Source organism: Mesorhizobium sp. WSM4829, from assembly GCF_055811475.1.
The window spans coordinates 194,837-213,413 of sequence record NZ_JBVVQJ010000005.1 but is presented as its reverse complement, the minus strand read 5'-3'; the positions used below and the strand labels follow the sequence as shown (position 1 = coordinate 213,413).

The following is an 18,577-nucleotide window of genomic DNA, read 5'->3' as shown; positions in this document are numbered from 1 at the left end:
GGTCGATCCGGCCCTGCTCGCCTACTGCCGCAACCTGAAGAGGTTCTCGTCCCAGTTCAGTTTGGCGAATAAGGCAGCGACGAGTGGTGCAGGACGATCTTCAGCTGACCGTCACCCATTCGCTCAATTCCAAAAGAGTATTCGACCTTGGTCTCGGAACCGTCCGTCTTCGTGAAATAGTAGTTGCCCATCGACATGGCACTATCGCTGTCGACGATCGTGCCTTCGTTTTCCCAGCGCACCTTGGTGTAGGGCGCAATCGCAAATCCCTTGTCTTCGCTCACGGTTCCGGTAACGAAATATGACAATGCTTCCTCGAAAGTGCCGCGGAACTGGTCTTCGTTTGCAAGGGTGGGCTTGAACAGAACTTCTTCCTTTCCGTAGGCATAGAATTTCTTGAGATGCTCCTCGGCAGCAGCTCTGTAGTCGCCGCCATCAGTGAAGACCTGCCCGATGTCGACAATACCCTCGCCCCAGGCTTTCTGAAGCGCTACGACTTCGTCCGCCGTAACCGGAGTCATTCCCTTGGCTTGCGCGGATCCCACGGCCATCAGGGCAATTACGCTGGCTGACATCGCTATCTTGTTGAGCATTCTGTTTTCTCCGTTTGCTACACGGGCGTCGCCGCCCACGGGGATGAGTTGGTGACCGGAGATCGATGAAACCAATGGTAATTTTCTGTTGAATCGATAGCTTCCAGCTATCAATCAGAGGAACATTCATCATGCGCCCCACGTTCCGCCAGCTTCAGTATTTTGTGGCGGTCGCCGATCAGTCCGCATTTGGCGCAGCCGCTCAGGAGCTGGCCGTCAGCCAGCCCAGCTTGTCCAAACAGCTCGCGACCATGGAGGCAGAACTTGGCATTGCCCTGTTCGAGCGCACCTCCCGGCGTGTGCAGCTCACGCCACTGGGTGAAATCCTTTTGCCCAGAGCGCGCGCGATCTTGCGGGATCTGGAAGAGTTCCGGGGCTTGGCCAGACACGCCGATGGCAAGCTGAACCTGCGCCTCAACATCGGCGTGCTGCCATCGGTCGGAGCCTACTACATGCCATTGGCGACCCGCCGACTGCATGCGTCTTTTCCCGATCTCAGGCTAGCCGTTCAGGAGGGTGCAACGCGCGATTTGCTGAACCATTTGCGTGAGGGGCGGTTGGATGCGGTTATCGGTTCCCCGACGGAAAACCCCGAGTTTCGCACCCGCCCGTTGTTCACTGAAACTCTGTGGATCTGCGCTGCGGCCGATGATCCCCTCTCATCGTCAGACGGCCCCGTTACGCTTGCGGATCTTGCCGCGAAGCCGCTTTTGTCCCTGAGCCCGGGATACCGGCTCACCGAGATCGTCGAGCGACTTGCCGCACTGGCGGGAACGCAGGTTAGCCGGGACTATCAGGGCGCGAGCCTTGACGCCGTTCGCCAAATGGCTGTCATGGGCGCTGGTGTCGCGGTGTTGCCATCGCTTTATGCGTTGGGAGAGGCGATCCGGGACCCGGAATTCATCCTCCGCCGTCTTGATCATCCAGAAGCGCGACATGAGATCGCCCTTCATTGGCGTCGTACCTCGCCCATGAATTCGGCTTTCGAGAAGCTGACCACCGCACTTGTGGCGGTCAAGGAGGAGATCCGAGCAGCCCGCGGAGAGCAGTTTCCCTAGACCCCGTTTGCCTTGAGTGATTGCCTCCTGTACTTGCTGGTGAGCGCCGGGACCGGCCTTCCCTCCGAAAACCTCAGCAGCCGTGCTATCGGGCAACAGGAAAAATCCCCTCAAGCAGAAAAGCGGTGTTGAGTGACATAGATGGTTACGCTTTGAAAATAGAATGAAATGGGTCACATATTATAGTGGCCGGCGATGTCAGTCTGACCAATCTCGTGGTTTAAAAATCTGTGTGTAAATGATGGAAAAATATAGAAAATTCGCCATAGCGCCCATGATGGACTGGACGGACCGGCATTGCCGGTTCCTGCATCGCCAGTTGACGCGCCGGGCTTTGCTCTACACCGAGATGGTGGTGGCCGACGCGGTCATCCACGGCGAGCGCGAGCGCTTGCTTGGTTTCGATGGTACGGAACATCCGGTCGCGTTGCAGCTCGGCGGCTCCGATCCGCAGAAGCTTGCCGAGGCGGCGCGCATCGGCGAAGCCTTCGGCTATGACGAGATCAACCTCAATGTCGGCTGCCCATCCGACCGCGTCCAGTCGGGTACGTTCGGCGCCTGCCTGATGAAAGCACCTGACCTGGTCGCCGATTGCGTCGCGGCGATGAAAGCCACTGCCGGCATCCCCGTCACCGTCAAATGCCGCATCGGCGTCGACGAGCAGGATCCTGAGCCGGCGCTCGATGCGCTGGCGGACGGGGTTTTCGCGGCCGGCGCCGACGCGCTGTGGGTGCATGCCCGCAAGGCGTGGCTGGAAGGGCTGAGCCCGAAGGAGAACCGCGACATCCCGCCGCTCGACTACAACAGAGTGTATCGACTGAAGGCAAAAAAACCAAACAAATTCATCGGCATCAACGGCGGAATTCAATCCCTTGAAGAGGCGCTTGACCACATTGATCATGTCGACGGCGCCATGCTCGGCCGCGCCGCCTATCATACGCCGGGCATTCTGGCAGGCGTCGACGCGGCGTTTTACGGCGAGAAGCCCAAAACGTTCGATTTTGCCGCGCTGATCGATGCGATGGCGGATTATGCGGCACGCCATATTGAGCGGGGCGGGCGGCTTGGCCATGTCACCCGTCACATGGTCGGCCTGTTCCACGGTCAGCCGGGTGCGCGCCGTTACCGGCAGATCCTTTCGACCGATGCGACAAGGCCCGGCGCCGGACCGGATGTGCTGAAGGCGGCTTTCGCTGGAGTCGATTTTAGCAGGACGGACTCCGAAGCAGCCTGACTGTCCAATCGCGCAAGGCCATGTGGAGGGCATCGCGTTGAAGGTACGCCAAACAACGCTAAGCCAGAACAAATGATGATTCTGTTGGGCCCCCATTTCGAAAGGCTGCCCAGGGTCGCTTGCAATCAACAGTAGCGGCCACCTGAACGGGCAAGTAGCGCCATTAGCGAAAGCGATTCCAGGGCAGCTTTGGAAGAGCGGACATTCGACATCCTCATATCAATTCATCAGCTTCGGCTCCGGGAATACCCATGTGTGATCTAAAATTTGCGTGCGCGGGTGATAGAGGCGAACCCAGCAACTCCAGCCAGGTGTAATCGAAATACAGTTGGCAATCTTTCCGTCGCAGCCAACGAACTGGATATCGACCGATCCATCCGCCCCGGGTGAGGCCCAAGTCCACGCGGGAGCAAGCGAGAGGACACGAGTCCGACCGTGCGCTGCCGGAGGTTCCTCGTTAGGTCGGGAATGCCTGTTGTGCTATCGTCCTAAAGTCTCTCGGGCCGCCGAGGGTCTCGCATGATCTTCCCGTTCGAGGGAGAGAGCATCTGTGACGGAATTTGCAACGAAACTGAAGTTGGCCGCCAAGCTTGCCGCGAAAGGCAGCATTTCGCGTCGCGACTTTGTTCAGCTGGCGTTCGCCGCCGGCCTTACCGCCACGGCCGCCAATGCGATGTTCGTCCAGGCGGTGCGCGCCGAGCCCAAGAAGGGCGGCACCTTGAAGATCGGCATCGGCGATGCCGCCGCCACCGATTCACTGGACCCGGGTAGTACCAGCGTCAACCCGTTCACCGGCACCGCGCTATTCGGAACCTTGTCGAATGGCCTAACCGAGATCGATTCCAAGGGCAACGTGGTCCCCGACCTCGCCGAGAGCTTTGAGCCGTCAGACGGCGCCAAGAAGTGGGTGTTCAAACTGAGGAAAGGAGCCACCTTTCACAATGGCAAGACGGTTACCGCCGACGATGTCGTGGCCTCTGTCAGGCACCATAACGTCAAGGGCACGAAATCGGTGATGAAATCGCTCTTGGCTTCGGTCAAGAATGTCGTCGCCGACGGTGCCGAGACGGTGGTGTTCGAACTCGACGGCGGCAATGCCGACTTCCCCTACATCATGTCGGACATCCCGGTCATGCCGGCGAAAGAGGGCGGCGTCGACTGGGAGTCGGGCATCCGCACCGGCCCCTACATGCTCGAGAAATTCGAGCCCGGCGTCATCGCCACCTTTAACAAGAACCCGAGCTACTTCAAATCCGACAAGGGCTGGTTCGACCGTGTCGAATGCCTGGCGATCAACGATGTGAAGGCGCGCACCAACGCGCTCAACACCGGCGAGGTCCACTACATGGATCGCTGCGATCTGAAGACGCTCGACATCCTGAGGCAGAACCCCGATCTCGTGATCTCGGAGACGACGGGCTACGGCCACTACGTCTATGTCATGAACGTCCAGAAGGCGCCCTTCGACAATCCCAATGTGCGCAATGCGATCAAGTACTCGCTCAATCGCGACGAGATCGTGCGGAAGGTGTTTCTCGGCCACGGCGCCGTCGGCAACGACAATCCGATCGCACCGACCGTCAAGTTCGCGATCGATCCGCAGCCGAAGCATGTCTACGACCCCGATATAGTCAAGAGCCTTCTCAAGAAGGCGGGGGCCGAGAACACCCAGTTCGACCTGTCGGTCGCGGATGCCGGGTTCACGGGTGCGACCGACTCGGCTCTCCTGTGGCAGGAGCATGCCCGGGCGGCCGGACTCAACCTGAATGTGATCAGGGAGCCCAATGAAGGCTACTGGGACAATGTCTGGTTCAAGAAGCCGTTCTACGCCTCTTACTGGGCCGGCCGGCCGACGTGCGATTGGATGTTCACCACCGCCTATGCGGCGGAAGCGGTGTGGAACGAAACGTCTTGGAAAAATCCGCGCTTTAATGAGCTGCTCGTCGCCGCCCGTTCGGAGACCGACGATACCAAGCGTGCCGGCATGTATGCCGAAATGCAGCAATTGCTGCATGACGACGGCGGGCTCATTAATGTCGTCTTCAACTCCTATGTCGATGCCCACACCAAGGCTCTCGCCCATGGCGAGGTGGCGTCGAACTGGCCGATGGACGGGCTTAAGATCGCCGAACGCTGGTGGTTCGCCTAGGCCGTCTACTCATAAACTGGGATGGCGGACTGGACGCGTCTAATGTCTCTTGCCCCCACCAGCGGGTCCCGAGCGGACATCGCAGCAGGTCCGCGTTGGACCACAAGCGGAAATCCCGGGCGCGTGTCCAGGGTCGATCAATTGCCTCTGATTTTGGACAGTGCGTCCTTTGCGTGAATGCCAATTAGAGCTTCATTCTGGAGTGCCACGAGCGCAGGTATCGCAGCTCGTGCCGGAGGCCCGATCTTTCCCAGCGCCTCGATGGCATCCCGGCGGAGATATTCAACCTTAAGCGCTTCAACCAGAGCCGGAACGGCTTGTGCTGCCGCTGGTCCAAACCAGCCCAGTCGCTCTGCCGCATATTGCTGGGAAAAGGGATTGCCGGTCTCAAGCTCTGTTTCCAGGCTCGTAACGGTGATGGCCAGCGGCAGCGCAGCGATACGGAGACCATCATACAGGCGCTCCCGCACGCCTGCGTGTTCATAATCCCATTGGAACGAGAAGATATAGGTGTCGGGAAGATTTTCGAGCCCTTTCTGGTCTGCACCCGGTCGGAACTTCAGGAGCATTTGCCTGGCTTCTTCCCGGCGCCCGAGCTGCGCCAGCACGGAACTGAGTGGTAGAAAAAGCGCAGTTGCGTCTGGGTTTCGCCTGACGCCGTCTCCGAACACCTCAGCCGCTTGTTTCAGATCGCCCATTGCAAAAAGCGCCAATCCACGAGCGAGAACATAGTGGCTTGGATAGGTCGGGTTGAGCCGCATGGCGGTCGCGACGAAATTCAGCGCCTCGGCAGGTTCGCCTGAGATCGTCAGCGCCCAAGCCATTGCGATGTGTGCTTCGGGGTCGTTGGGATCCAATGCAATCGCTCGACCGGCATTCCTGCGTGCATCTTTGGCCAGACCTTGATAAACGTTCCGCAATGCCTCGACCGTATAAGACAGTGACGTTGGATATTTCTTGGCCAGCTCTACGTAATCGTGAGCTCCCCACCAGAAATATGGTTCGTCCCTACCGAGTTCTTTACCCCAAAGTGAGTCAACGACGCGGAAGTAGGCCAGCGCCAGGGCGGCATAAGCTCGCCCATATTCGGGATCAAGTTCGGTTGCTTTTTTCAAGGAAGTGATGGCGGCAGCTGTGTCCTTTGCGTTGTAACGGAGATAAAGGCTCCAACCCTCTTCGAAAGCTTCCTTGGCTGCGATATTGTCCGGCTTGGCGCGGGCAATTTCCGTTTTTTCGGTGGTGGTGAGATTGACCTTCAACGCTTCGACGATCTTTGCGACAAAAATGTCCTGGACCGCAAAAATATCGGCGACGTTTCCATCGAACCTGTCCGCCCACACATGCCCGCCGGTGAGGGCATCGATGAGCTGGGCGTTGACTCGCACCTGCTCGCCGGCTCGCCGTACGCTTCCCTCGAGAACGTAACGCACGCCAAGTTCTTCGGCGACCTGGCTGATTTTTACCGGCTTGCCGCGGTAAACGAATGTCGAGTTTCGCGCGATCACGAAAAGGCCGGAAAGCTTGGAAAGGTCGGTGATCAAGTCATCGGTCATGCCGTCGGCGAAGTGCTCCTGGCCGGCGTCGCTCGAGATGTTGGTGAATGGCAATACAGCGATCGATGGCTTGTCAGGTAGCGGGAGCGCCATTCTTTCCCTGGAGGCCACCTCGACCGGCGGTCCTGAACCGTCCCCAACGACCTTCCAAAGTGCTACACCTCCGGCGATCAGGATCAGCGCCGTCGCCGCGACCGCCGGCCGGCGCCATTCGATATAGCGCTTGCGTTTTGCTGGAACTGTTCCGGATGCGGCGCGTGCCCGCGGGCCTGCCCGATACAGACGAATAGGTTTTTCGATGTTCTTGAGCTTTTGTTCACCCAAGAATTCGAACTCAAAATCCAGCTTTCTCTCGACCTGATCGAACGCCGTTCCTGAAATAAAGACGCCCCCGGGTTCGGCCAATCCTTCCAGTCTCGCTGCGACATTCACGCCGTCGCCATAGATATCCTGCCCTTCGACAATCACATCGCCAAGGTTTACGCCAATGCGGAATTCGAGTTGTTTTTCCTTCGGCAGTTCGGCGTTGCACTCCGCCATCGTCCGCTGGATTTCGACGGCGCAACCGACCGCGTCGACCACGCTGGAGAATTCTATGAGCGCGCCGTCGCCCATGAGCTTCACGATGCGCCCCTTATGAGCGGCGATCTTCGGATCGATTAGGTTCTCGCGGGTGCTCTTCAGGCGCGCGAGGGTATCCGCCTCATCGGCTTCCATAAGGCGGCTGTAGCCAACGATGTCAGCGGCAAGTATCGCCGCAAGCCTGCGCTCCATGGTAGTTTCCGGCGCTGGGCAACTGTACCATGATAAAAGAGTATCGCTTCGGAGCCTAGTCCTGCTCTGGTCGGCTTTGGGTCACGATTTGCCTTGAAGTTCCCAGATCGAGCGTTTGCAAAGTGTCGGAGATGCTCGCTACGCTGACCGACTGTCCAAACGAGAGCGCACTATTGGCAGCTATCCTTGCGGACGCCACCAATCTCGGCCTGTCCCGCATGGCCGCCGCCAGTCAAGGCGTCACCCGTGACCAACTCGTCTGGACGCAGGATGCCTACGTCCGCGAAGACACGCATAGGGCAGCGCTTGCCACCATCATCAATGCCCAGCATCGCCTGCCGATTGCTGCAGTGTGGGGCGACGGCACGACGTCGAGCTCGGATGGGCAGTTTGGGGCCAATCCGTCTCACCAACGCGCTGATCGACCATCTGGCGAACCGGCAAAATGCCGTGATCGTCAATGTCTCGTCAGGCCTGGCCTTCGTGCCGCTGAGTGGCAGGCCGACGCCTGACTGTTCAATCGCGCAAGATCATTCGGTCGCCGCGCACGTCGAAACCGGACAGTGAGCCGATGAAATTCATGCCGAGCAGGCTCTGGCCGAGCATGCCGGGCGCGGCGATCATGACCGGCATGTCCTTGCGCACGATCCCGCCGATCGCCAATTCGTCGGTTCTCACGACTGCGGCGCGCGCCATGCCGTTGGCGGTGGAAACCGGTATGGTGAAATTGAGAGCGGCTGGGTTGAAGCCGGCCGCCTGCGCGTCCTGCGCGGTCAAGACGGTGCTGGTTGCGCCGGTATCGACCACAGCCCGGACCGGCCTGCCGTTGACCAGGATGCGCGCTTCGAAATGGCCATTGCCGGCCTTGTCCAGGGTCACCGTGGCATGGCCGTCGTCGAGGCCCAACGCCAGTGGACTGCCGGGAACAAGGCCGGCCGTCACCCGGCTGGCGAAATCCTGCAATTCATAACGGTACTGGTAGCCGGCGATCAGTGCGAGCACGATGACGGCCCAGGTGCCCAGGCTGCGGGCCATCGTGCCCAAGGGCCTGCCTGATCTGAGCAGGCCGGCGCCGATCAGCGCGACCAGTGCGGCAAGCCAGATCAGCCGGCTGAAATCGTCATTCTCGACGCCGAATGTGCTGCCGGCGGAATCGTTGAGCATGAGCAGGACAACGCCTACCCCGATCAGGATCATCAAAACCCAGAAAACCCGGCTCATATGTGGTTCACGAGAGAGCGTCGCGTTCGCGCGCGAGGCGGGTGCGGCGGGTTTCGCGGCGCGGTCTGCGCTCAACCGTTTCCAGCCGGGCCGGCAGCTCGGCCATGACGCTGCGGCGGATTTCAGGGGTCATCTCGATCCAGGCGCTGATTTCCTCGCGCGTGCGGCCGCAACCGAAGCAGAAGCCGGTTTTCATATCGATCGAACAGACCAGGACGCATGGGGATTCGATGGCCGTCATGTTTATTCTCTCAGGGTTCCGTCAGGAATCCCTCGTCTCGCCTCCACATGGTGTAACGGCAACGCCAATGCAAGCCCTCCGGAATGCGCCGCCGACAGCCGCCTTCGCGTCAATGCAGGCAGTTGTGCCGGCCGAGCAAGGCGGCTATGCCGCTCACCAACTTTAGGGAATGATCATCAACGACATGACCAGCGCGCTGCCCTTCGACGATTTTCGCAATCTTCTGGCGACCCTGCCACGGGCCGACACGGCAGCCGAAGCCCGCGTCCGTGCGCTGTTTGCCAAGGCCGACAAGCCCAAAGGTTCGCTCGGCCGCATCGAGGACATCGCGGCTTGGCTGGCCGCCTGGAGCGGCCGCGCGCCGCCCGCAGTGAACCGGCCCCTGGTGGCGATCTTCGCCGGCAATCACAGCGTCGCTCGCCACGGCATTTCGCCACGGCCTGTCGCTGCCACGGCGAACGCCGTCGAGCTTTGCGCGGCCGGGGGTGCGGCGATCAACCAGATCTGCATCGCCAATGATCTCGGGCTGAAAGTGTTCGATCTTGCGCTGCACATTCCAACCGCCGACATCACCGAGGACGCGGCACTCGACGAGCGCGGCTGTGCCGCCACCATGGCCTTCGGCATGGAGGCGATCGCCGGCGGCGCCGATCTGCTTTGCCTTGGCGACCTCGGCGTCGGCAATTCCACCGTCGCCGCGGCCTTGCTTGCCGCACTGTTCGGCGGCAGTGGCGCAGATTGGGTCGGATCCGGATCGGGCGCCGATGCATCGATGCGGGTGCGCAAGGCGGAAGTGGTCGATGCCGCGCTAGCCTTCCACGGCACAGGTCTCAGGGACCCGCTGGAAGCGTTGCGCCGGGTTGGCGGCCGTGAGTTCGCAGCGATTGCCGGCGCCATCCTCGCCGCCCGGACGCAGAAGATCCCCGTCCTGCTCGATGGATTGGTGGCGACAGCCGCTGCGGCGGCGCTGCATGCTGCCGACGCCACTGCGCTCGACCATTGCCTGCTCGCCAGCCTGTCGCCAGAGCCTGCGCATGCTCGGGCCGCCGAGCGGCTCGGCATGCGCCCGCTGCTCGATCTCGGCGTCAGCCACGGCGAGGGGGCAGGGGCGGCACTTGCGGCCGGCCTGGTCAAGGCCGCTGCGCTCACCGCCTCGGGCATGGCAGCGGCGCTGCATTAAGCGTCTATCGCCGGAAGCGTCTATCGCCGGCGCGCAGCAACGGCCCTGGTCGGCAGCGCCGGCAATTCCTCCATCACCCGGCTCAACGGAAAGATGGCGATCGCCTCGGTGCCTTCGCGCAGTTTGGAATGGAGTTCGAACTCGCCGCCATGCATGGCGAGCAGGCTTTGGACGATCGGCAGGCCAAGCCCGGTGCCTTGCTCGGCGCTCTTGATGGCGATGGAGCCCTGGCCGAAGGCAGACAGCACGACCGGAATCTCGTCTTCCGGAATGCCGGGCCCATTGTCTTTGACGGAGAAGTATTGGCCGCCGCCCGCCGTCCAGCCGACGCGCACGCGGATCTCGCCGCCTGTTCCGGTGAACTTGATGGCGTTCGACAAAAGATTGAGCGCGATCTGTCGCACCGCGCGTTCGTCGGCGAACAGGCGCGGCAAGGCGTTTTCGAAATCCTGGACGATACGGATGTCCTTGTTGCGCGCCTTCAGCTCCATCATGTGACAGCAATCCTCGACGACGGAAAGCAGCAGCATCGGCTCTTCGTTGAGCTGGTAGCGGCCCGCTTCGATGCGCGACAGGTCGAGGATTTCGTTGATCAGGTCGAGCAGGTGCTGGCCAGAGTCATGGACGTCGCGAGCATAGTCGCGATAGGTCGGATTGCTCATCGGTCCGAGCACTTCGTTCGCCATCACCTCGGAGAAACCGAGAATGGCGTTGAGCGGCGTCCGCAACTCATGACTCATCGAGGCCAAAAACCGCGACTTTGCCAGGTTGGCGTCCTCCGCCCGTCGGCGCGCTTCATCCGACATCGATTTCGCCGTATCCAATTCGGCAATCAGCGCGTCCTTTTCGGAGCGGAACGAGAGCAGCATCAAGGACGAGCGATTGAGGCGGCGCGCCACATAGGCGAAGAAGGGCAGCGCGACAATCAGCAACCCGGCCATGATCAACTCGACCGGCATCCACTGCCTGGCGCCGGCATAGGCATAGGCGGCCACCGGAACGGCGAAAGTCGCCAGCAACGCACCGCGCAACGATGACGCTGTGATCGCCGTCGCCGCCATGGCAAGCAGCAGCACCACACCCTTGATCAACTGGAACTGGTCGAGCTGGCAGGTGTCGCAACCGAGCCAGGCAAACCAGGCCCAGCCCAGGCCGCAAAGGAAATGGCCTATCAGGAAATCACGGTGCGTTTGCAACGGGTTGAGTTCGGCAGCTTCCGTTCGGTCGACGCGCCTCGCCATGAACACGACGATGGCGTAGCAGATGAGTATAAGAAGCGCCCAGACGCCAATTGCCTTTCCGACGCCAGCAAACAGACCGGTCGCGGCGGTCGCCAGGACGAGAAGCGGAACTATGATCGCGCCGCCTATCATCGCACGGGCGTGGAGTTTCAAAAGCTCCCGGTCGAAATCAGGATTTCCGGCCTGCTGCGAAAGACGGTCGCGCGTCTTGCGCACCGCGCGCGCCACATCGCTGTTGCGATGGGGTTTCCGGCGGTCCACAATAAACTTGTCCGCTGTGGTCGAACGTTGCGAGGGCATGGAGACTTCAATTTATGCGGGCAGCGCTTTCAAATTGTTAAGCTACGTTCGAATGATTAACCAACGGTTTGCCATATGAGCCGTTCGTGGTCGCGGCGGCCGGGACTGCGATACGTCCCGCCGCAGCCGCGAAGCCTTTGGCGCCGGCTGGTGGACTATGCACTGGCCGTGCTTGTCCTCGGTCTGCTGATCCTTCTGGCGGCGCGCCTTGATCGGATCGAGACGCGCAAGGCTGAGGGTGCCGCCGTCGTCAATGACGGCGATACGATCACGCTCGGTACCGAGCGCATCCGCATGCGCGGCATTGATGCGCCAGAATATTCGCAGATCTGCCGCAAGGACGGCGCCGGCTATCCCTGCGGCAAGCTGGCGCGGCAGTCGCTGGTGCGTCTGATATCAGGCAGACCCGTCTCCTGCACCGGCTGGCAGCGCGATCGATACCGCCGGCTGCTCGGCGATTGCAGCGTCGGCGGCAAGGATCTCAACCGCGCCCAGGTCGAGGCCGGCTGGGCAGTTGCCTATGGCGATTTCGAAACCGAGGAGGCCGCTGCCCGATCAGGCAAGGCTGGCATCTGGGCCGGCACTTTCGACGAGCCGCACGATTGGCGCGAGAGCCACGATCACGACGTGGTCGAAAGAAAGCACGGCCGCTTGGCTTCGATCGGCGATGGCTTGCGAGAAATTTTTCGCATCTGGTGATGGCCAACCCTATAGTCGTTGCAACAGGCCTGATCGGTGGGACGTGCGTTCACTCGGACCTCGATTTTGGGCAGATGCAATTGGAGGATGGAATGAAACTCTTCGACGGCGGCCGGGCGCCCAATCCACGGCGGGTTCGCGTCTTCCTCGCTGAAAAGCGGCTTGAGGTTCCGCTGGTGCCCGTCGACATGGGCGCGCTGGAGCACAAAGAGCAGCCGGTCAGTTTGCGCAACCCGCTGCAGCGCCTGCCGGTGCTCGAACTCGACGACGGCACCGTCATCACCGAATCCGTCGCCATCTGCCGCTATTTCGAGGAACTGCACCCGGAACCGGCGTTGTTCGGCCGCGGCGCGCTCGGCAAAGCGCTGGTCGAGATGTGGCAAAGACGGATGGAGCTCAACTTGCTCAATTGCGTCAGCGCCGCGTTCCGACACGTCCATCCGGCGATGAAGGAATGGGAGATCCCGCAAATTCCCGAATGGGGCGAGGCCAACAAGCCGAAAGCCGTTGCATTCCTGAAACTGCTCGACAACGAGTTGGCGAACCGGGAATTCGTCGCCGGCGACGCCTATTCGATCGCCGACATCACCGGGCTGATTGCCATCGACTTCATGAAACCGGCGCGCATCAAGGTGCCGGAAGACTGTGCCAACGTGCTGCGCTGGCATCAGGCGATCTCCAGCCGGCCGAGCGCCGCCGCCTGAGAATGAGCCCCCCAGAATGAGCGAAGAGCTGGAAAACTTCGCCGCGAGGGTGCGCGCCTGCCGTATCTGCGTCGACAACCCGGTCGGCCGGCCGCTGCCGCATGAGCCGCGCCCGGTGCTCAGGCCGTCATCAAGCGCCCGCATCCTGATTGCGAGCCAGGCACCGGGCACCAAGGTGCATATGTCAGGCATGCCGTTCACCGACGCTTCCGGCGATCGGTTGCGGGACTGGCTGGGCGTCAGCAGCGAAGAATTCTACGACACGACAAAATTCGCCATCGTGCCGATGGGCTTTTGCTTTCCCGGCCAGGATGCCAAGGGCGGCGACCTGCCGCCGCGCCGCGAATGTGCAGCGGCCTGGCGTGCGCCGCTGATGGCGCTGATGCCGCATATCGACCTGGTGCTGACGATCGGCCTCTATGCGCAATCCTGGCACATGGGCGCCGCGCGCCGGCCCTCGCTGACGGAGACAGTGATGGATTGGCGCACCATCTGGGATGCGCCCACCACCCCGAAAGTGCTGCCGCTACCGCATCCGTCGTGGCGCAACACCGGCTGGCTGAAGCGCAATCCGTGGTTTGAAATGGATTTGCTGCCGTTTCTGAGATCGGAAATCCGCTATCGCCTCGACTGAAGCGTAAGCAAGAAATCACTCGCTTTTGCGCCATCTGACAGAATTTCTTTCTTGTGAATGGCCCAAATAAGAAGGACTATAGCCAATCTATTCCTGATCTATCCCCGTGGGAGCACCCAAATGGACCGGCTTGACAGAAAAATCCTCCGCCTCTTGCAGGAGGACGCGACGCTCGCGGTCGCCGATGTCGCCAAGAAAGTCGGACTGTCGACCACGCCCTGCTGGCGGCGCATCCAGAAGCTCGAGGAGGAAGGCGTCATCAAGCGGCGCGTCGCCATCCTCGATCATGAAAAGGTCAATGTGCGCGTCACCGTGTTCGTGTCGATCCGCACCAATTCGCACAGCCATGAGTGGCTGCGGCGCTTTTCGGAGGTCATCCAGGAATTTCCGGAAGTGGTCGAGTTCTACCGGATGAGCGGCGACGTCGACTATCTCTTGCGCGTGGTGGTGCCCGACATCGCTGCTTACGACGCCTTCTACAAGCGGCTGATCGCCAAGATCGAGATCCGCGACGTCTCGTCGTCGTTTGCCATGGAACAGATCAAATACACGACAGAAATGCCGCTCGACTACATGGTTCTGGACAAGGAATCGGGCGCCAACGCCGCCTGAGGAGTTTTTGCTTAGTTGTTCTTTTTGTTGAGGAAACTCCACGGCGAGTTTGCGGGCTGCGTAATCGTGTCCGGCACGCGATCGACATCCGTCACCTCTGCCTTGCGCAGGGTATATCCTGACTGGATCACGCTGACACCGTCGAGGATGAAGAGCTGGCTCTTCTCCATGCCGGGCTGCAGGGCGCCGGTCACGGCAACCGGCTGATAGGCTTTCGACATTCTGTAGGGGCGGGCGGGCGTGACGAGGACGATCTGATTGGGCGGCGGCGTCGGCATGTGGCTGCACGCCCCTGTCCACGGCACCAGCAGGAACTGATAGACGAGATCGCCGTCCCGATCGAGCGGCAGCGCGTAGCCCGCCAGTTGGATGGCCTTGTCTCGCAAATTGACAGACAGCGTCTCGCCACGGTCAGGCATTTTTGCCGCGACCATCGGCAATCCGACACTTTCGGCAGCGGGCTGGGTCGCCGGGCGCAGGTCCTTCCAGAATATGCGCGCGGTTTCGGCGGAAGCGGTGGCAATGGAGAGGCCGAGTGCGACAGCCAAGGCCGCGCCTGATTTGAGACAATTGTTCATTGGCTTCATGCTTCGCCAGTCCGTGGCTGGATCGGGTAAACCCGTCGTGAAGTATCGGCAAACGGGGTGATCCGCTTGTTATCGCAGAATGCAACATCGAGTGCCATGCCCGTGGGCTAACCGGGGCAAACCGTCGTTGAGGCTTCAAGCCGCACTGATGGGCCAGAGCGGCGCCGGCGCGGGGAGCTCGATCCGAAGAAAGGCAAGGAAATCGCCGAAAGCGTCTTGCCCAGTCGGCTCAGCGGCGCAGAATAACCCGACCAAGACAGAGACCCTATCTTCGAATATCGCCTGAACCTGGAGAAGTTAAATGCCGACCAGCCATGATCTCAGCGGGCTGATGAAATTCCTCAACCGTGACGAATGGAGCGAATGTTTCGCGGAAGTGTTCGACGATCATTTCGGCCAGATCCTCGGCGACGGGGACACGGAATTCGAAGAACTCGCCGAAGTCCTGGGTGACGAAAGAGTCATGAATCTTTGGGGCTGCGCCTTCGAGGATTTCCTGACCCAGGATTTCGAGGGCGAACCCAGCAACATCGTCGACGAGTATCTCAAGCGCAGAGGCTGGAAGGAAAATGCGCAAACGAGAGCCTATATGAGCGCGCTGCGTACCTCCGTCATGAGCTTGTATGAGGTGAGCGACGTCGTTGCAGGACAATCGTTCATGGCGCGCGATCTTCTCCGCGGTGGCGAGCCGATCGCCGTCAAAGAGGGCACCGCCACCAAGACGTTGAAGCAGTGGGACAAGATCGCGGCGAGAATCGTGCCCGTCCTCGGAAAGAATATCCTTGCCGGCGGTGTTCTTCCCTTCACCCGCGAGGCCACCCAATCCTTGTTCGATGGCCTGTTGGACGTGTTCGGCAAAAAGAACGCAAGAAAGCTGCCGGCCATGAGGGATGAAGACCTGCGGGCGGTGGCGTCCATGTTCACGCTCGTATGGGTGTTCGACGCCCTTGACAAGGTGATGAACATGCCGAGGGTCCAAAATGCCGAAGGCGACGAATTCATGTTTCATGATGTCCGCTTTCCCTTGGCCGCCGGCGCGTCGCAGGAGGACATCACCGCCCGGCTGAACGGCATAGCGGGCATGTCGCAGGAAAATGCGCAGTTCTGGAACTGGCTGGAATACTCGCCGCAAGGCGAGGACAGACCCAAGCAGGCGGGCACGCTTTCCCTGGACACCACAATGGACAGCGGTTTGCGCGTGTTGGGCAATGTCGAGTTGAAAGGCGGTTTCCTGTGTCTATTCGCCAATTCCGCCGCGCGGGCGGAAAAAGGAACGGCCCTGATCCAGCGAGCCCTCGGCGATCTGGTCCGAACACCTCTTACCGAAATCCGTACCGTAAAGCAGATGATGGCTGAACGGCCAGCCAAGGAGGGCAGGACGCCCTCATCGAAGATTCCTCCGGAAGTCACTGAACAGGTCATTCACGAATACTTAGATCAACACTATCGGGATACCCTCGATCAGCCGGTCCAAGTTCTTGATGGCAAGACACCGCGTCAGGCCGTCAAGACCCAAACAGGCCGGCAAAAGGTGGCCGAATGGCTCAAACATCTGGAAAACCAGACCGCCAAGCAGCCTGACCGCTCCCATCCTATGGCCGTTTACAGTTTTGATTGGATGTGGACGGAACTCGGCGTTCGCGACCTGCGCCGATAGCGTCTGGCGCCCTCAACGCGCTCCAGGCGCATCACATGCCGGCGCGAGCCGGCCATGCCGATCTCGTGGAAGCCGCGGGCCACGAACATCTCGCGAAAGCCCATGAACCGGTAACTTGGCGACGCCTGGTCGACCGGATAGGCCTCGATGGTCCTGGCGCCTTTGGCGAAGGCGTGATCGATGGCCGCGTCAAGCAGCTCGCTTGCCAGTCCACGGCCGCGCGACGCCCTCGGCACATAGAAGCAAACGATCGACCAGACGCCTGACTCGCTGTCGTCCTGCTCCTGCGACAGCTTGCGATAGGTCTCGCGTGGCGCCACGGAGCACCAGCCGACGGTCTTGCCTTCGGCATGGGCGACGATACCGACCGGCGTGCCGGCTTCGATGAGCGCCATCATGGCCCGTCTCCTCTCATCGTTGGACGCATGCTCGCGGTTTTCGAGGTGGCGCCAGGCCATGCACCAGCAATATTTCGGGCCGCCAGGCTGCTCGAACAGGTTCTCGAAATCGGCGCGCGTGGATCGCGTCACCTCGGTGAAGCGGATCTGGCTCCGGTCAGCCTTTCCTGGCGAGCCGCTTGAGCGTCTTGGCATCGGAAAGCTCCCGTGCAGCGTCCTTGCCGATCCAGCGCGCCGTCTTGTCGGTCGAACCGGCAAGCTTCTGTGCCAAGGCAAGGGCAGCGCCGTGCAAATTCACCGATCGCTTGCCGATAGAGCGAAGCGCCCAGTTCACTGCCTTCTTCACAAAATTACGGGCATCGCTGGCGTGCGCTTCGATGATCGGCAGGAAGTCGAGGAAGGTCGCCTCTGGCTCCTTCTTCCGGTGGACGACCGACCAGGCCATCATGGCAAAGGCCGTGCGTCGAACGAACTCGCGTTCGTCGGCCGCGAACTCTTCTATCAGTTCCTTCCAGCAATCCGTATCGACAAAGAGGTCGGAGACGCCGTCGACGATATCCCACGAGTCGAAAGTCGCCGCCCATCGTCTTGCATCCGCGCCAGAAAACCGCTTCGGATCGGCTGTGACGGAAGCGATGAACTGCGCTTCCATGATGCCCGACTGCCATAGTTCGAAGGCACGCTCATGGTTGCGCTTGATTTTCTTGGCAATCTGCCTCTGCACGCCATGCGAGACTCCGAGCGCACGTTCGATCTTGATGCCGTAGCGCAGCATGCCAAGGCGGTTCTCCTGCGAGCCGATCGAGCGCAGATGGGCGACAATCTCCTCGGCGCTGGAGTGAGGCGAAAGCTCGGCCACGACAAAACCTACTTCTCCAATCGCGCCAGCAGCGAAGACGTGTCCCAGCGTTTGCCGCCCATCCCCTGCACATCCTTGTAGAACTGGTCGACAAGTGCCGTCACCGGCAGCTTGGCGCCGTTGCGGTCGGCCTCCGCCAGGCAGATGCCGAGATCCTTGCGCATCCAGTCGACGGCGAAGCCGAAATCATATTTGCCGGCATTCATCGTCTTGTGGCGGTTCTCCATCTGCCATGAGCCGGCCGCGCCCTTGGAGATCACCTCGATGACCTTTTCGATGTCGAGCCCGGCCTTCTTGCCGAAATGAATGCCTTCGGCCAGCCCTTGGACAAGGCCGGCGATGCAGATCTGGTTGATCATCTTGGTGAGTTGGCCGGAGCCGGCCGGGCCCATCAGCCCGACCATGCGGGCATAGGCATCGATGACAGGCTTCGCCTGCTCGAAGGCTTTCTGCTCGCCGCCGACCATGACGGTCAGGATGCCGTTTTCGGCGCCGGCCTGACCGCCGGAGACCGGTGCGTCGAGGAACGAAAAACCGCGAACTTGCGCCTTCTCCGCCAGTTCGCGCGCGACTTCAGCCGAGGCCGTGGTGTTGTCGATGAAGATGGCTCCCTTCTTCATCGACTGGAACGCACCCTCGGCTCCGATCGTCACCGCGCGCAAATCGTCGTCATTGCCAACGCAGCAAAAGACAAAATCCTTGCCGTCGGCGGCCTCAGCCGGCGTGTCGGCAACACTGCCGCCATGCTGGGCAACCCATTGCTCGGCCTTTGCCTTGGTGCGGTTGTAGACGGTGACGTCGTGGCCGCCCTTGTTCCGGAGATGTCCGGCCATTGGATAGCCCATGACGCCAAGACCGAGAAATGCCACCGAAGCCATGTTTT

At 60.9% G+C, this 18,577-nt stretch carries 18 protein-coding genes and 1 pseudogene; 10 read left to right on the top strand and 9 right to left on the bottom strand.

Annotated elements, in window-relative coordinates:
* Positions 1-56: 56 nt before the first annotated feature.
* Entirely contained in the window at positions 57-593 is a 537-nt protein-coding gene (locus AC0L17_RS07475) for a phosphoribosyl-AMP cyclohydrolase (protein WP_473515335.1), read from the bottom strand.
* A 131-nt stretch (positions 594-724) separates the two neighbouring features.
* Here AC0L17_RS07475 and AC0L17_RS07470 point away from each other — a divergent pair, with 131 nt between their 5' ends.
* The 3 genes from AC0L17_RS07470 (at position 725) to AC0L17_RS07460 (ending at position 5,034) form a co-directional block, all read left to right on the top strand.
* On the top strand, positions 725-1,651 hold the full coding sequence (locus AC0L17_RS07470; protein WP_473515334.1) for a LysR family transcriptional regulator: 927 nt from the start codon (positions 725-727) through the stop codon (positions 1,649-1,651).
* A gap of 241 nt (positions 1,652-1,892) precedes the next feature.
* Entirely contained in the window at positions 1,893-2,885 is a 993-nt protein-coding gene (gene dusA, locus AC0L17_RS07465; protein WP_473515364.1) for a tRNA dihydrouridine(20/20a) synthase DusA, read from the top strand.
* Positions 2,886-3,435: 550 nt separating this feature from the next.
* Positions 3,436-5,034 (top strand): ABC transporter substrate-binding protein, encoded by a 1,599-nt coding sequence (locus AC0L17_RS07460; RefSeq protein WP_473515333.1) that lies wholly within the window; start codon positions 3,436-3,438, stop codon positions 5,032-5,034.
* A gap of 137 nt (positions 5,035-5,171) precedes the next feature.
* On the opposite strand, the gene AC0L17_RS07455 is transcribed toward AC0L17_RS07460, so the two are convergent.
* Entirely contained in the window at positions 5,172-7,361 is a 2,190-nt protein-coding gene (locus tag AC0L17_RS07455; protein ID WP_473515332.1) for an adenylate/guanylate cyclase domain-containing protein, read from the bottom strand.
* A gap of 134 nt (positions 7,362-7,495) precedes the next feature.
* On the opposite strand from AC0L17_RS07455, the pseudogene AC0L17_RS07450 reads away from it, so the two are divergent.
* Positions 7,496-7,753 (top strand): annotated as a pseudogene (locus AC0L17_RS07450) (Tn3 family transposase); the annotation flags it as partial.
* 124 nt (positions 7,754-7,877) lie between these two features.
* Here AC0L17_RS07450 and AC0L17_RS07445 read toward each other — a convergent pair.
* Complete coding sequence (locus tag AC0L17_RS07445) at positions 7,878-8,582, bottom strand: TIGR02281 family clan AA aspartic protease (RefSeq protein ID WP_473515331.1); 705 nt, start codon at positions 8,580-8,582, stop codon at positions 7,878-7,880.
* A gap of 7 nt (positions 8,583-8,589) precedes the next feature.
* Positions 8,590-8,823 (bottom strand): DUF1289 domain-containing protein, encoded by a 234-nt coding sequence (locus AC0L17_RS07440; protein WP_473515330.1) that lies wholly within the window; start codon positions 8,821-8,823, stop codon positions 8,590-8,592.
* A 184-nt stretch (positions 8,824-9,007) separates the two neighbouring features.
* On the opposite strand from AC0L17_RS07440, the gene AC0L17_RS07435 reads away from it, so the two are divergent.
* Complete coding sequence (locus AC0L17_RS07435; protein ID WP_473515363.1) at positions 9,008-10,003, top strand: nicotinate-nucleotide--dimethylbenzimidazole phosphoribosyltransferase; 996 nt, start codon at positions 9,008-9,010, stop codon at positions 10,001-10,003.
* Between the two features lie 20 nt (positions 10,004-10,023).
* On the opposite strand, the gene AC0L17_RS07430 is transcribed toward AC0L17_RS07435, so the two are convergent.
* A complete protein-coding gene (locus AC0L17_RS07430; RefSeq protein WP_473515329.1) occupies positions 10,024-11,544 on the bottom strand; it encodes an ATP-binding protein in 1,521 nt (506 codons plus the stop codon).
* A 75-nt stretch (positions 11,545-11,619) separates the two neighbouring features.
* On the opposite strand from AC0L17_RS07430, the gene AC0L17_RS07425 reads away from it, so the two are divergent.
* The 4 genes from AC0L17_RS07425 (at position 11,620) to AC0L17_RS07410 (ending at position 14,193) form a co-directional block, all read left to right on the top strand.
* Positions 11,620-12,243: a thermonuclease family protein gene (locus AC0L17_RS07425; RefSeq protein WP_473515328.1), complete on the top strand. Its 624-nt coding sequence runs from the start codon at positions 11,620-11,622 to the stop codon at positions 12,241-12,243.
* 92 nt (positions 12,244-12,335) lie between these two features.
* Positions 12,336-12,947, top strand: coding sequence for a glutathione S-transferase (locus AC0L17_RS07420; RefSeq protein ID WP_473515327.1), 612 nt, complete (start codon positions 12,336-12,338; stop codon positions 12,945-12,947).
* Between the two features lie 16 nt (positions 12,948-12,963).
* Positions 12,964-13,581, top strand: a complete 618-nt coding sequence (locus tag AC0L17_RS07415) for a uracil-DNA glycosylase family protein (protein ID WP_473515326.1) — start codon at positions 12,964-12,966, stop codon at positions 13,579-13,581.
* Between the two features lie 120 nt (positions 13,582-13,701).
* A complete protein-coding gene (locus tag AC0L17_RS07410) occupies positions 13,702-14,193 on the top strand; it encodes an Lrp/AsnC family transcriptional regulator (protein ID WP_006333679.1) in 492 nt (163 codons plus the stop codon).
* A gap of 11 nt (positions 14,194-14,204) precedes the next feature.
* Here AC0L17_RS07410 and AC0L17_RS07405 read toward each other — a convergent pair whose 3' ends face one another.
* Positions 14,205-14,771, bottom strand: a complete 567-nt coding sequence (locus tag AC0L17_RS07405; protein ID WP_473515325.1) for a DUF3299 domain-containing protein — start codon at positions 14,769-14,771, stop codon at positions 14,205-14,207.
* 310 nt (positions 14,772-15,081) lie between these two features.
* Here AC0L17_RS07405 and AC0L17_RS07400 point away from each other — a divergent pair, with 310 nt between their 5' ends.
* Positions 15,082-16,437, top strand: coding sequence for a DUF7986 domain-containing protein (locus AC0L17_RS07400; RefSeq protein WP_473515324.1), 1,356 nt, complete (start codon positions 15,082-15,084; stop codon positions 16,435-16,437).
* Here AC0L17_RS07400 and AC0L17_RS07395 read toward each other — a convergent pair.
* From AC0L17_RS07395 to AC0L17_RS07385, 3 genes are read right to left on the bottom strand one after another with little or no spacing between them, the layout of a single operon-like run.
* Positions 16,383-17,030 carry a GNAT family N-acetyltransferase gene (locus AC0L17_RS07395; RefSeq protein ID WP_473515323.1) on the bottom strand — a complete coding sequence of 216 codons (648 nt, stop codon included), beginning with the start codon at positions 17,028-17,030 and terminating at the stop codon, positions 16,383-16,385. The two genes, AC0L17_RS07400 and AC0L17_RS07395, sit on opposite strands and share 55 nt — an antisense overlap.
* Positions 16,993-17,694 carry a DNA alkylation repair protein gene (locus AC0L17_RS07390; RefSeq protein ID WP_473515322.1) on the bottom strand — a complete coding sequence of 234 codons (702 nt, stop codon included), beginning with the start codon at positions 17,692-17,694 and terminating at the stop codon, positions 16,993-16,995. Before AC0L17_RS07390 ends, AC0L17_RS07395 begins: the two co-directional genes overlap by 38 nt.
* An 8-nt stretch (positions 17,695-17,702) precedes the next feature.
* The gene (locus AC0L17_RS07385; RefSeq protein ID WP_473513588.1) at positions 17,703-18,572 is read right to left on the bottom strand and encodes an NAD(P)-dependent oxidoreductase; all 870 of its coding nucleotides are present in this window, start codon (positions 18,570-18,572) and stop codon (positions 17,703-17,705) included.
* Positions 18,573-18,577: the final 5 nt, after the last annotated feature.